15 protein-coding genes are annotated in these 13,348 nt (G+C 66.3%); 1 reads left to right on the top strand and 14 read right to left on the bottom strand.

The features are described from left to right. Nucleotides 1–7: 7 nt before the first annotated feature. From KXR72_RS12980 to KXR72_RS12920, 13 genes are all read right to left on the bottom strand, one after another. On the bottom strand, nt 8–460 hold the full coding sequence (locus KXR72_RS12980; RefSeq protein ID WP_423707008.1) for a (2Fe-2S)-binding protein: 453 nt from the start codon (nt 458–460) through the stop codon (nt 8–10). A 176-nt stretch (nt 461–636) separates the two neighbouring features. Then, nucleotides 637–1,413 carry a ferredoxin--NADP reductase gene (locus KXR72_RS12975; protein ID WP_437421509.1) on the bottom strand — a complete coding sequence of 259 codons (777 nt, stop codon included), beginning with the start codon at nt 1,411–1,413 and terminating at the stop codon, nt 637–639. 31 nt (nt 1,414–1,444) lie between these two features. Further along, entirely contained in the window at nt 1,445–2,443 is a 999-nt protein-coding gene (locus KXR72_RS12970) for a YeiH family protein (protein ID WP_437421508.1), read from the bottom strand. Next, nucleotides 2,440–2,793: a DUF971 domain-containing protein gene (locus tag KXR72_RS12965; protein ID WP_437421507.1), complete on the bottom strand. Its 354-nt coding sequence runs from the start codon at nt 2,791–2,793 to the stop codon at nt 2,440–2,442. Before KXR72_RS12965 ends, KXR72_RS12970 begins: the two co-directional genes overlap by 4 nt. A gap of 23 nt (nt 2,794–2,816) precedes the next feature. Further along, on the bottom strand, nt 2,817–3,014 hold the full coding sequence (locus KXR72_RS12960) for a hypothetical protein (protein WP_423707005.1): 198 nt from the start codon (nt 3,012–3,014) through the stop codon (nt 2,817–2,819). Between the two features lie 3 nt (nt 3,015–3,017). Then, complete coding sequence (gene fdxA / locus KXR72_RS12955; RefSeq protein ID WP_041014673.1) at nt 3,018–3,341, bottom strand: ferredoxin FdxA; 324 nt, start codon at nt 3,339–3,341, stop codon at nt 3,018–3,020. A gap of 181 nt (nt 3,342–3,522) precedes the next feature. Then, the gene (locus KXR72_RS12950; protein ID WP_133456521.1) at nt 3,523–4,482 is read right to left on the bottom strand and encodes a HEAT repeat domain-containing protein; all 960 of its coding nucleotides are present in this window, start codon (nt 4,480–4,482) and stop codon (nt 3,523–3,525) included. Nucleotides 4,483–4,492: 10 nt separating this feature from the next. Beyond that, nucleotides 4,493–4,726, bottom strand: a complete 234-nt coding sequence (locus KXR72_RS12945) for a 4Fe-4S dicluster domain-containing protein (protein ID WP_014597289.1) — start codon at nt 4,724–4,726, stop codon at nt 4,493–4,495. 99 nt (nt 4,727–4,825) lie between these two features. Further along, nucleotides 4,826–6,562, bottom strand: a complete 1,737-nt coding sequence (locus KXR72_RS12940; RefSeq protein ID WP_133456522.1) for a fumarate reductase/succinate dehydrogenase flavoprotein subunit — start codon at nt 6,560–6,562, stop codon at nt 4,826–4,828. A gap of 11 nt (nt 6,563–6,573) precedes the next feature. Further along, nucleotides 6,574–7,317: a GntR family transcriptional regulator gene (locus tag KXR72_RS12935; protein ID WP_437421506.1), complete on the bottom strand. Its 744-nt coding sequence runs from the start codon at nt 7,315–7,317 to the stop codon at nt 6,574–6,576. A gap of 71 nt (nt 7,318–7,388) precedes the next feature. Continuing rightward, complete coding sequence (locus tag KXR72_RS12930; RefSeq protein ID WP_267934925.1) at nt 7,389–8,261, bottom strand: ABC transporter ATP-binding protein; 873 nt, start codon at nt 8,259–8,261, stop codon at nt 7,389–7,391. Continuing rightward, nucleotides 8,258–9,163, bottom strand: coding sequence for an ABC transporter permease (locus tag KXR72_RS12925; RefSeq protein ID WP_243364282.1), 906 nt, complete (start codon nt 9,161–9,163; stop codon nt 8,258–8,260). The genes KXR72_RS12930 and KXR72_RS12925 overlap by 4 nt, the downstream gene beginning before the upstream one ends. A gap of 52 nt (nt 9,164–9,215) precedes the next feature. Beyond that, a complete protein-coding gene (locus KXR72_RS12920) occupies nt 9,216–10,586 on the bottom strand; it encodes an ABC transporter substrate-binding protein (RefSeq protein WP_437421505.1) in 1,371 nt (456 codons plus the stop codon). Between the two features lie 418 nt (nt 10,587–11,004). Between KXR72_RS12920 and KXR72_RS12915 the strand changes: the two genes are divergently transcribed. After that, complete coding sequence (locus KXR72_RS12915) at nt 11,005–11,202, top strand: hypothetical protein (RefSeq protein WP_437421504.1); 198 nt, start codon at nt 11,005–11,007, stop codon at nt 11,200–11,202. A gap of 13 nt (nt 11,203–11,215) precedes the next feature. Here the strand turns inward: KXR72_RS12915 and KXR72_RS12910 are convergent, their stop codons facing one another. After that, nucleotides 11,216–13,309, bottom strand: coding sequence for an HD domain-containing phosphohydrolase (locus KXR72_RS12910; protein ID WP_437421503.1), 2,094 nt, complete (start codon nt 13,307–13,309; stop codon nt 11,216–11,218). Nucleotides 13,310–13,348: the final 39 nt, after the last annotated feature.

Genomic DNA, 13,348 nt, shown 5'->3' with positions numbered 1-13,348 from the left:
CGCCTCCTCATGCCTGGGCGACGCGCTTGATGGCGCTGCGGATGCGGGTATAGGTGCAGCAGCGGCAGAGGTTGCCGGCCATGCCCTGGTCGATGGCGCGGTCGTCGGGCTGCGGATTTTGCTCCAGCAGGGCAACGGCGGACATGATCTGCCCGCACTGGCAATAGCCGCACTGCACCACCTCATCCTCCAGCCAGGCCTGTTGCACCTTCCGGCCGAGCTCCGTGTTGCCGATGCGTTCGATGGTGACCACCTTGCGGCCCTTCACCTCGCCGACCGGCAAGACGCAGGCGCGCGCCGCCTGGCCATCCAGGTGCACGGTGCAGGCGCCGCACTGGGCGATACCGCAGCCGTACTTGCTGCCGGTGAGCCCGAGCACGTCGCGCAGGACCCAGAGCAGAGGCATGTCTTCGGGCACGTCGACCTGAAGGTCGGCGCCGTTGATGGAAAGTGTCAGCATGGAACAGGGACCTCACGTCAGGCTCGGAAACGGCGCGCTTATGTTTGGTTGGATGCGCGCCTTAGAACGAGACAACGAAAGAGGCGAAAGTTGCCCGTCCGGCGCGAATCAAGCGCCGGACGGGCCAAGGCTGAGCCAGGAGCGAGTCCTTCCCTGTAGAGCCACGGTGTACGGCTCTACTTTTCCACGAACGCTCGCTCGATGACGTAATCACCCGGTACGCCCTGGCTGGGCGAGGCCTGGAAGCCCAGGGCATCGAGCTGGCCGGTAAGGGTGTCGAGCATCGCCGGGCTGCCACAGAGCATCACGCGGTCGGTCTCGGGGTTCAGCCGCGGCAGGCCGAGGTCGTCGGTGAGCTTGCCGGTCTCGATCAGTGTATTGATGCGCCCAGTGTGGCGGAACGCCTCGCGCGTCACCGTCGGGTAGTAGAGCAGCTTGGCCCGCACCGCTTCGCCAAGGAATTCGTGCGCCGGCAGTTCCTGGGTGAGGTAGTCGTGGTAGGCCAGCTCGCTGACCTCGCGCACCCCGTGCACGAGCACGACCTTGTCGAAACGCTCGTAGGCTTCCGGATCGCGGACGATGCTCATGAACGGCGCCAGCCCCGTGCCGGTGCCCAGCAGGTAGAGGTGCTTGCCGGGCCTGAGGTCATGCATCACCAGGGTGCCGACCGGCTTGCGGCTGACAATGAGCGAGTCGCCGACCTTCAGGTGCTGCAGGCGCGAGGTCAGCGGGCCGTCTGGCACTTTGATGCTGAGGAATTCCAGGTGCTCGTCGTGGTTGGCGCTGACGATGCTGTAGGCGCGCATCAGCGGCTTGCTGTCGACTTCCAGGCCGATCATCACGAAGTGGCCGTTCTCGAAGCGCAGCGCCGGGTCGCGGGTGGTGCGAAAGCTGAACAGGGTGTCGTTCCAGTGGTGCACGGATAGAACGCTTTCGGTGCCGAGTGCAGACATGGGGGCCTTCCTCTCTCGTGGATTGAGTCGATCAGAACAGGATCAGCAGCAGGCTCGTCGCCAGCAGCAGCGCGGCGCTGAGCAGGGCCAGGTGGGCAAAGGGCTGCCAGCCCTGGGCAAACAGGTCGCCGACACGGGTGCGCATGCCGAGCGCGGCCATGGTCAGCAGCAGGCAGGCCTGCGAGCCGGCGACCAGCGCCTCGCGCAGCCCGGCCGGCAGCCAGCCGAGGCTGTTCAGCGTGAACAGGCCGAGAAAGCCGAGCAGGAACAGCGGGAAGTCCGGGCTGCCCGGTTCCTGCCGACGCAGCAGCAGGCCGATCACCAGCACCAGCGGCGCGAGCAGGGCGACGCGCAACAGCTTGGTCAGGGTCGCGACGTCGCCAGCGGTCTCCGAGACGAGATACCCGGCACCGGCCGCTTGGGCGACGTCATGAATGCTGGCGCCGAGCAGCAGACCGCTGTCGAGCGCATCCAGCCCGAGCAGGCCGGTCAGCGGCGGGTAGAGCAGCATCGACAGCGTGCCGAGGGCCGTCACGCCGACCACCACAGCGAGCAGCCGGCGCTCTTCCAGGCGCCCAGCCGGGATCACCGCCGCCACGGCAATCGCTGCCGACACGCCGCAGATCGCCACTGCCGCGCCCGCCACCAGGCTGTGCAGGGTCGGCAGCCGCAGCAGCCGGCCGAGCAGCAGCGCCAGGCCGAGCACCAGCGGCACCGTGACGAGCACCAGCATCAAGGGCCGCGCACCGACCGCTTCCAGCTGCGCGACGCCAATGCGCGCGCCGAGCAGCGCCACACCGATGCGCAGCAGTTGCCGGCTGCACAACGCCACGCCCGGCTGCATGCGTGCCTCGCTGCCCTGGCTGGCGAAACCCAGGCCGAGCAGCAACACCATCAGCAGCGCGGGCGCGCCGTAGTGATCGGCGAGAAAGCTGCCGGCCAGTGCCAGCACCGCACACAGGGCCAGGCCCGGGTAGTGCTTGCGACACAGCGCGACGGGCGGGGCGAGCGCTTCGAGCCGGGCGTTCATGCCGGATTGCCCAGGTCGCGCAGGTAGGCCCAGGGGTACAGGCCGCGGAAATGACCGTCGCTGAAATACAACTGCAGACCGCTGATGCCGGACAGTTCCAGGCGGTTCACGCCGACCTCGGCGTCGATCAGCGTCAGCGCGCCGGTCTGCTGGAGGCGTTGGCAATTGGAGCAGGCGCAGGCCCGCCGCAGCGTCAGGCAGCTGATGCGGCTCTGCGCGCCATCCGGCCAGGTCAGTTCGAGCACGCGCTGCGCCTTGCGCAGGCGGATCTCTCGGGGTGGGTCGATCGGCCGTTGGGGCTGTGCGATGGGGAACGTGGCGTCGTGATTCGATGCGTTGAAGGCGTTCATGAAACCCTCCGGGCCTGCGGCCTCTAGCGAATGAACGGTGTGACGAGGCCGCGCGGCAGGGGCGCCGGGCCGCTGCTGACGAGCAGCGTGGGCGCTTCCGGGCTGCGCACGGAGCGTTCCGGCGTGTCCACCGGCCGGGCGCTGCCGAGCGTGGCGGCACTGACCGTGACCAGGGCCAGTACGCCGTGGCGCAACCCACTCGTCATGACAAGTTGGGGCATGCTTCAGCGCTCCAGAAAGGCCAGCTTGCCGCCCTGGTCCACCCAGGTTTCGGCCTCGGCCAGCGGCGAGGCGCTCTGGGTGATCACCGGCCAGACTTCGGCCAGCTCGGCGTTGAGTTCGAGAAAGTGCTGTTGGCCTTCGGGCAAGGCGTTGTCGGCGAAGATCGCATCGGCCGGGCATTCCGGCGCGCAGAGGCTGCAGTCGATGCAGGTCTCGGGGTTGATCACGAGAAAGTTCGGGCCTTCGTGGAAACAGTCGGCCGGGCAGACTTCCACGCAGTCGGTGTATTTGCAGCGGATGCAGTTCTCTGTAACGACGTAGGTCATTTCGTTCTCCTCGAAACCACTGCGCTTGCGGATGCTGCGTTGAAGGCGGCGCGCGGGATGCTCATTTACGGCCTGTAAACTCCGCTCCCGCGCGCGACCTTCGCCTTGGCTGGGCGCCCCCGCCCCGCTGCGCTCGTGACGTTTCGGCTTCAAGTTCTGTGCAACAAAAAGCGCATAAAAATCAGGCCGCGGCCTCGAGTTTCGACATGGCCCAGCGGGCGAGCTTGCGGACGTCCGGGTCGGGGTCGTCCATGGCCAGTTCGACGAAGGGGCGGCCATCGTTGTGTGCGATGGCGCCCAGCGCGCCGATGGCGGCCTTGCGCAGGTTGCTCATCGGGTCGCGGGCGCAGACGCCGAGCGCCGGGATCGCACCCACCGCACCGAGCTTGCCGAGCGCATCGACGGCCTTTTCCCGGACCTGCCAGAAACTGTCGTGCGTGGCCTCGACCAGGGGCTGCAGTGCGGCCTGGTAGTCGAGCTTGCCGATGCTCACCGCGGCCTCGACGCGCACCTGCCAGTGTTCGTCGCGCAGGATGCCGATCAGCGCCGGGCCGACCTGTTCGGGCGCGGCATAGACCAGCGCGCCGGTCGCGGCGCGGCGGACGTCGGCATCGTCGTCGTGCTGCGCCCGCTCTATCAGTGCCGGCAGATTCGCTGGCTGCTTGAGCCAGCCGATCACCGCCACCGCTTCGCGGCGCACGCCCGGGTCGGCGTGCTGCATCCGCGCCAGGGCCGGCGCCTGCGCCTGTGGATTGCGCAGCGGCTTGAGCGCACGGAGGATGCCGGCGACGACGAAGGGATCGTCGCTGCCGGCCAACGCTTCGAGCAGCGGCAACGCGACGGCGGGGTCCTTTAGGTCCGCCAGCGCGTGGGCGGCGGCGTTGCGCACCACCTCGTCGCTGTCCTGCAGGGCGGCGATCAGGGCGTCGGCGATGTCGGCGGCGTCGAACTCGTCGACCACCTTGGCCGCCTCCTGGCGCACCGACGGGTCCGGGTCGTTCAGCGCCAGGATCAGCAGCTCGGCGGCTTCCGGTTCGCCGCTGTCGACCAGCTCGAGCACGGCCACGCGGCGGATGCCGGGGTCGCTCGAGGTCAGGTTGGTGGCGATGTCCTGCAGCAGAGGGTCGTCGTAGGTTTTCATTGGTCGGCCCTCAGCGCAGCAGGTAGGGAATGTTCACTGTCACCGCATCGGTCGGGCAGTCCGCCTCGCAGGGCATGCAGTACCAGCATTCGTCGTACTTCATGTGCGCCTTGCCGGTGTCCGGGTTGATCCACAGGACGTCCAGCGGGCAGACGTCGATGCAGACACGGCAACCCTTTTCGGCGATGCATTTTTCTTCGTCCACGATGACCGGGACGGCGGAGCGGTGGGTGGCGACGGGCATGGTTGATCTCCTCGGTACGGTCGGCTCGCTGCCGGCCTGTAGGGGCGAATTCATTCGCCCATGGCATCAGGTGTTGGGCGAACGAGTTCGCCCCCACGGTCAGGCATTGGCGGCCTTCTTCACGCGCAGGCGGTTGTAGGCGTCCTTCTCTTCGCCGAGCGGCACGATGTAGTCGGCGATGGGTCGCTTGCCGTGGGCCATCTGGCCGTTAGCGTCCTTGAACAGGCGGGTGTGGCAGAACCACTCGGCGCTGTTCTGCTCGGGGTGGTCGACGCGGTAGTGGTACAGCCCCCAGCGCGACTCGGTGCGGTACAGCGAGGCGCGGGCGGCCATCTCGGCACAGTCAATGATCGACTGCACTTCCAGCGCACGGAGCAGTTCGTGCGGATCGGCGGCGGCCAGCCGCGGGACGTCCTCGCGCACGGCGAGGATGCGCTCCAGGCCGATCTCCATCTTCTTGGTCACTTTCGGCGGCTGCAGGTAGTCGTTCACCAGGCGGCGGACCTTGTATTCCATCTGCTCCGGTGGGATGCCTTCGGTGACTTTCAGCGGCGCCTGGATGCGGGCGAGTTCGGCAGCGATGAAGGCTTCGTCCAGCTGGGGTTCGGCGCGGTCCTTGACGAAGGCCGCTGCGCTCTCGCCGCAGATCTGCCCGTAAACGAAGGCGCCGAGCATGTAGTTGTGTGGCACCGAAGCCATGTCGCCAGCGCAGAACAGCCCGGGTACGGTGGTCGCGCCGGTCTCGTCGGTCCACACGCCCGAAGCCGAGTGGCCCGAGCAGAAACCGATCTCGGAAATGTGCATTTCCACCATGCGCTGGCGGTAGTCGATGTGCCGCCCTTCGTGAAAGCGCCCGCGTGAAGGCCGCTCGTTGGTGTGCAGGACGGTCTCGATCTCTTGAATCGTTTCCTCGGCCAGGTGGTCGAGCTTGAGGAACACCGGGCCGGTGCCGGATTCGAGCTCCTTGAAGAACTCCAGCATCATCTGCCCGGACCAGTAGTCGCACTCGATGAAGCGCTCGCCGTAGGCGTTGGCGGTGAAGCCGCCGAGCGGGCCGGTGACGTAGGCACAGGCCGGGCCGTTGTAGTCCTTGAGCAGCGGGTTGACCTGGAAACACTCGAGGTTGGCCAGGTCCGCACCGGCGTGGTAGGCCATGGCGTGGCCGTCACCGCAGTTGGCCGGGTTCTCGTAGGTGCCGAAGAGATAACCCGAGTTTGGCAGGCCGATGCGCCCGGCGGCACCGGTGGCCATGATCACCGCCTTGGCACGGATGATGATCGGCTCGGCGGTGCGGGTGTTCACCCCGATCATGCCGGCGATGTTGCCGTCCGGGTCCTTCAGCAGGCGGGTGGCGATGAAGCGGTTCTCGATATCCACGCGCACCCGGCGCAGGCGGCGGTAGAGGATCTTCTTGACGTTGTGGCCCTCCGGCATCGGCAGCACGTAGGTGCCGAGGTGGTGGACCTTCTTCATGTCGTAGTCGCCGGTCTCGTCCTTCTGGAAATGCACGCCCCAGGCGTCGAGCTGCTCGATCATCGAGAACGAGCGCGTGGCGTAGGCCATCAGCGCCGGCTGGTGAACGATGCCGTCGTTGGCGATGGTGATTTCCTTGACGTACTGCTCGGGCGTGGCGTGGCCGGGCACGACCGCGTTGTTCAGTCCGTCCATGCCCATGGAGATCGCCCCGGAGCGCTTGACGTTGGCCTTCTCCAGCAGCAGCACCTTGAGCGTCGGGTCCTGCTCCTTGACTGTGACGGCGGCCATCGGGCCGGCGGTGCCACCGCCGATCACCAGCACGTCGGTTTCGATGACGGGAATGTCGTGAATCGTGGTCATGGTGGTCTCCTCTATTTCCGGTCGACCCGGAACTGGTACTTGAAGGCGTCGCCGCGGTAGCACAGGTATTCGAAATCGATCGGCCGACCGCTGCGGTCATGGGTCAGCCGCTCGACGCGCAGGATGGGTTCACCGGCCTTCAGGCCGAGGTAGGGCTGGTGCTCGTCGTCGGCCAGGGTGGCGTCGAGGCCGATCGCGGCATGGCCGAGGCCGATGCCGAAGCGGTTCTCCAGCAGAGGGAAGATGTCGCCGGACAGGTCCAGGCCGAACAGGCGCTGGCCGATGTCCAGGGGGAAGTAGCTGTGCTCCAGGCACACCGGGGCGCGGTTGAGAAAGCGCACGCGCTTGACCTCGACCACATCCGCGCCGGGCGCGAGGTTCAGCGCGGCGGCCGCCGGTTTGGGTGGCTTGCGTTCCTGAATCGACAGCAGCCGCGCGGTCGCTTCGTAGCCCTGGGCGGCCATGGCCTCGCCGAAGCCCTGCAGACGCTGCACGTTCTGCACCGCCTTGGGCTTGCTGACGTAGGTGCCCTTGCCCTGGGCGCTGAACACCAACCCTTCGTTGTGCAGGTCGCGCAGCGCCTGGCGGATGGTGATGCGGCTGACGCCGAAGGCGGTCATCAGCTCGTTTTCCGAGGGCAGCCGTTCATGCACGGCATAGTTGCCTTCGAGGATCTTGCGTCTGAGGGTGTCGCGGATCTGCACGTACAGCGGCAGTGGCGACTGACCCGGGGCGAGCGGTTCGAGGCGGCTCATGGGCGTGGCTCCAGCCTGTCATGACAGGTCATGTCGAGCGTGGGCGCAGGTAAAGGACGGATATGCATGGCTCAGCCTCCGTTCTGCTGCTGGAAGGCGCGCAGGGTTTCCTGGCGGATCAGGTCCAGGCACTGGCGCTTGTAGTCGATGAAGGCAGGGTCGGTGAGCAGGCTCTGCTCGCGCGGTCGCGGCAGCTCGACGCGGATGTCGGCGATGATCCGTCCGGGGCTGGCGCTCATCACCACGATGCGGTCGGAGAGGAACACCGCCTCGTCGATGTCGTGGGTGACGAACACCACGGTGTTCTTGAACTCACGCCAGATCTCCAGCAGGTTCTCCTGCATCATGATCCGGGTCTGTGCGTCCAGTGCGCCGAACGGCTCGTCCATCAGCAGCACGCTGGGGTAGTTGGCGAGCGCTCGGGCGATGCCGACGCGCTGCTGCATGCCGCCGGACAGCGTGCCGGGGTAGGCGTCCTCGAAGGCGGCGAGCCCCACCAGCGAAAGGAAGGTGCGCGCCACCCCGGTGGCCTCGTTACGCGAGGCACCGGCCATCAGCGGGCCGAAGGCGACGTTTTCGCGCACCGTCTTCCAGGGGAACAGCGAGTGCTGCTGGAACACCATGCCGCGGTCCGGGCCAGGTCCGGCGATGGGCTGACCGTCGACGGTCAGCTCGCCGCGGGTGGGTTTGACGAAGCCGGCGATGGCGTTCATCAGGGTCGACTTGCCGCAACCCGAGGGGCCGAGCAGGCAGACGAACTCGCCGGGGCGAATCTCCAGGCTGGCCTGTTGCACCGCGGCGCGCTTGCCGCCGGCGTGGTCGAATTCGATGGACAGCGCACGCACGCTGACATGGCCGCGCCCGTCGCCCTTGGCCGCGGCCTTGGCGCGCAGTCGGCTGTGATCGAGCACGGCGAGGCGGTTGTCGGAGACGATCGCATTCATGACCGGCCCCCCTGCTGCTGCCAGCGCAGCAGAGGCACGCAGGCCTTGCGCACGAGCAGCGTGCAGAGCGTGCCGAGCCCGCCGATGGTGAGCATGCCGATGATGATTTCCGGGTACTTGACCAGGGTGTAGCTGGTCCAGGTGAAGTAGCCGATGCCGTATTGGCCGCTGATGATTTCGCCGGCCAGCAGCGAGAACCAGGCTACGCCCATGCCGATCGCCAGGCCGGCGACGATGCTTGGCATCGCACCGGGAATCACCACGTGCCAGAGGATCGCCCGGTCGCTGGCGCCCAGGCTGCGCGCGGCACGCACCAGCACGTCCGGCGTCTGCTCCACGCCGTGCACGGTGTTCAGCACGATGGGGAAGAAGGCGCCGAGAAAGGTGATGAAGACGATGCTCGACTGCTCGGTCGGTAGCATCAGGATCGCCAACGGAATCCAGGCCACCGCCGGAATCGGCCGGAACAGCTCGATGTAGGGCAGCAGGATGTCCTCGGCCCAGCGCGAACGGCCGATGAGCACGCCGCAAAGGACGCCGAGCACCACGGCGTAGGCATAGGCCAGCGCGATGCGTTCCAGGCTGTGGACGATATGCAGGTAGAACTCGCTGCTGCCCAGCTGCTGGATCAGCGTCTGGCCCACCAGCAGCGGTGCCGGCACGTTCTCGAAATTGATGAACAGGTTGAAGCCCGTCGCGGTCGCCAGGTGCCAGATCAGCAAGGCTGCGAGCAGCGCCAACACGCGCACCAGGTAACGCCCGGCCATCGGCGGCAGGCGACGCGGCGCGGAAGGGGTGGCAACCGGCGCTGGCTGCGGAGCCGGCGCAGCGGTCAGCAGCGGCCGGTCGGCTTCTGGCGTTGCCGGATCGCTATCGAACAGGGGGGTCGGTTTGACGCTCATGCGGTCACTCCTCGGCTTGAGGCGGGGCCCGTGGCACGGGCCGCGCAGGGGCTCAGTCCAGCATCGCCACGGGTGCATCGGTCAGCAGGGCGCTGCCGCCGTGCTGGGCGATGTGCTGCTCCGAGTCGCTTTTCTTCATGAAGGCCAGCACCTCGCCGCTGGCGTCCTTGACCAGGTAGGCGGCCTTGCCGAACAGCTTCAGGCCGGTGAGGTTGTCGTAGACGTAGGTGGCGTTGATGGCTTTGCCGGACGCCTTGGCGTCGGCTTCGGCGTCGAGCATGGTGGCGGTGCTGTCATAGGCGACGATGCCCTGATCGGCGAACCAGATTTCCGCCGGTTTGCGCCCGGCGGCGCGGGGCGTCGGACTGACCACGCTGGCGACCGCGGCGGCGTAGTCCAGGCCCATGTCGGCGTAGGCCTTCTTCAGGTAGCTGTCGTCGATCCAGCTGGCGAAATCCAGATCGGGGATCTGCATTTCCTGCTGCAGCAGGGCGTGGTCGTATTTCATCGCCTCGACCCACTGCGGCTTGATGCTGGCCTCCATGGTCGAAATGCCGCCCTGGCTGAAGTAGAGGTAGAGCACCTCCTGCTCCACGCCGGTCCATTCGGCGACCTTTTCCGCAGCGCGCCGTGGGTCTTCGCTGATCCATTGCTGCGCGGCCAGGGTGGCCTTGAGCACGCCCTCGACCACCTCGGGGTACTGCCTGGCGAAGTCGTCGCGCACCACGATGCCGTGGAAGGTGGGGATGCCGGCCTCGCTGCCGTCGTAGATCTTCCGCGCGGTGCCGCGGAATTCCATGATCTCGGACCAGGGGCAGAAGTCGGCATGCGCGTCGATCTTGCCGGCGGCAATGTTCGCCGCGCCCACCGGGGGGCTCTGGTTGACTAGCGTCACCTTGTCGGACAGGCCGGCGTCGCGCAGCACCTTCAGCGTCATGCCCCAGGCCGCACTGCCGACCGGCGTGGACAGGCTCTTGCCGGCGAGGTCGGCAAGCGACTGCACAGGTGAGTCCTTGGGCACCACGATGCCGTTGCCGGTGCCCTTGAGGTTGTAGCCGGTCACCGCGATGAAGCGCGTCTGCTGTTTGCCGGTGGCCTGGAACTTGGCGCCATTGACGATCAGCGGGTAGTCGCCCATGACACCGAAGTCGAGCTTGCCGGCGAGCATCTGGTTGGTGATCGGCGGGCCGGAATCGTAGTCGCGAAACTCGATCTGGTAGTCGGCGTCCGCGTACTTGCCCGTGTGCGGCAGGTGCTTGTTCAGTAGGTCGAGTTTCTTCAGCACGATGCCGCCGGAAACGGTGTTGGTGACCATGCTCTGATGGCCGATACCGATGCGGATGGTTTCCGCTGCCAGCGGGCCGCTGAACAGCAGGACGGATCCGAGTAACGAGGTCGCAAGCAGGCTATTCCGGTTGTCCATTTGTCTTCACCTTGGCGGTTGAGCAACTTGTACTAACAGGGCATGACGCCTGCTTTTGAAGGTGCACCGGCTGTGCCAGAACGCCGCGGATCGGAACTATGTCCCTGTTTTGGGAATGGATTTCGGCCTGCGGTTGACTACTCGATCAGGCGGCTGCCCAGCGCTTCGGCGCCCGCCGATGGTGCGCACCGGGTCACGCCGTCCCAACGCGGCGCAGCCGGCGATGCCGCGGTTAGAACAAGTGGAACAAGTCGAGAGAGGTCGCCGCTGGGGGCGGATGAAGGGGTTTGTCGAGGGCGCTGACGAGGCTTTGCGAGGCGTTCCGATAAGCGGCCTGCTAGGCGTCGGCTGCTTCGCGCAATTGGTGCGGTTCCGTAGTAAATAGGCTGGCTTTTAAACCCCAGAGCAGTACCCGCCCATGTCCACCCTCACCGAACTCGCGCAGCAGATCGCTGCGCTCTATCCGCTGCATGACAAAACTGTCGGTAAGCGCTATCGCATCGTCAGCCAGTTGGCCGGTACCACCGAGCTGGAAGAGATCAGCGGCGTGCCGCGCTACGTCGATACTTGCCAGCTGGCCGATACGTCGCTGTGGGAGAACCGCGTCGCCAGTTGAGCGAGGCAGCGATTCACGCTAATGGTGCGGCCGGGCGTTCCAGCAGCGCGTCGACATCGACGTGATCCATCTGCTCGGGTTTGAGGTGCCGGGCGCCGTAGGTCAGGTGCAGGCCGGAGGTGAGAAAAAGGGCGAACAGGTCGGCGTCGATGTGCCCGCTATCGCGCAGGCCAGCGAGGATGCGAAGTGACTCGCTCAGCGGCTTGGCCTTCTTGTAGGGGCGATCACAGGCCGTCAGCGCCTCGAAGATGTCGGCGATGGCCATGATCCTGGCCGGAATCGATAGTTGCTCCGGCCCTAGCTGACGCGGGTATCCGGTGCCGAGCAACGTTTCATGATGAGTGCCGGCGTATTCAGGCACGCGCTGCAGGTTACGAGGGAATGGCAGGTTTTCCAGCATCACGATGGTCTGCACGATGTGTTCGTTGACGGTGAATCGCTCTTCGGCCGTCAGCGTGCCGCGGGTGACGCTCAGGTTGTAGAGCTCGCCGAGGTTGGCCTGGTAGTCCGGCACCGTCATCTTGAACCCGTAGCGCGGGTCCAGCGCCTTGGTCGGCAGGCGCGGGATGCGATGCTCGGGTCTGTCGGCCAGCAACGCCTCGGTCGCCGGTAGCGGCTGCACCGGGAAGGCCTCTAGCCGCGCGGACTCCTCATGGGAGAGGCCGGCGCGATCGTCGAAGTGGCGGGTCCATGTCCGTTCGGCGATCCGATTCAGCCGCTCTATCCGCTCGGGCGCCATCCGCTCGCCGCCAATGTTGCATTCGGCGACGAAAGCAAACTCCTCGTGCAGGCGGGCCACTGTCTCGGCATGGCGCGCCGCTACCCGATCCTCCTGCTCGCCCGCGGCCAGTGCCTGGAGCCGCTCGATCATGGCGTCACGCAGTAGTACCTCGAAGCGCATGCGAATTTCATGGATGCGGTTGTAGAGCGTTTCCAGCTTGGTGGACTTGTCGACGAGCTGCTCGGGCGTGGTGATCTTGCCGCAGTCATGCAGCCAGGCGCCGATGCGAAACTCTCGCCATTGTTCCTCGGTGTCGAAGCGGAACTCGGCCAGGGGGCCTTGCTGCGCGGCGCAGGCCTGTTCTGCAAGGAGCAGGGCCAGCTCCGGCACGCGCGCGCAGTGCCCGCCGGTATGGGCGCTCTTGGCGTCGATGGCACCGGCAAGAATCTCGATCATGGCGTCGATCAGGGCCGTCTGCGAATCGATCAGGTTCTTGTTTTCCAGCGCGACGGCCGATTGCGACGCCAGCGCCTCGACGTACCTTAGGTTGTGGCTGGAAAACTCGGTAGGCAGCCCGGTGCCGGGGTCCGTGGCGTTCAAGAATTGCAGTACGCCCAGCACGTCTCCGCTCTGTCCAACCAGCGGCACGCAAAGCATCGAGACCGTGCGATAGCCGGATTCCAGATCGAAATGGCGGGTGCCCGAAAGGTCGAAGCGCTGCTCACGGTAGACGTCATCGATGACCACCGTTTCTTTGCGCAGGGCCACGTAGGTCGATACGTGATGCTCGTTGGGGGCGCCGGTGTCGGGGTCGTGCAGGGGCAGCTCGATGATTGGCAGCGGGTCGGCCTTCGAGCGTAGGGCGAAGCGCAGGCTGTCGTGATCGGTCATCAGATAGAGCGTGGCGGCGTCGGCATGACAGATGCGCTTGCCCTGCAGCAGGATGTGCTCGAGCAAGCGATGCCGGTCGCGTTCGGATGAGAGCAGCATGCCGTTTTCTACCAGCCCGGCGAGTTTCTCCTGCGCATGTTCCAAGGCGCGGTGCTGGGTTTCCAGCGAGCGCCGCATGGCATCGTGCTGACGATGCAGCGCATCCAGTTCGCGGATGGGCGAGTCGGGGCGCTCGCGGCGGCTGAAATCCAGCTCGCGGATGCGCCTGGCATCGTCGGCGAGCGCGTCCAGGGAGCGCCGCAGGCTGGTAAGGCAGGCGCACAGCAGCGGCAGGCCGATGAACATGATCAGCAATTCGGTGAGCAGCAAGCGGCGCAGGTCGAACCATTCGAAGCCAACTAGCATCAGAGCCGGTACGGTTGGCATCAGCACGAACAGCATGACGAGCGCTGCGGTGCAGGTTTCGTAGCTGAGCTTGTATTTGCTGGAGGTCATACTGCATCCTGCGGCGGTTACTTGACGGACGTGCCAGAA

Origin of the sequence: Stutzerimonas chloritidismutans (assembly GCF_051486945.1) — a bacterium.
Classification (GTDB): domain Bacteria; phylum Pseudomonadota; class Gammaproteobacteria; order Pseudomonadales; family Pseudomonadaceae; genus Stutzerimonas; species Stutzerimonas chloritidismutans_B.
This window is presented reverse-complemented; position numbering and strand designations above follow the sequence as displayed.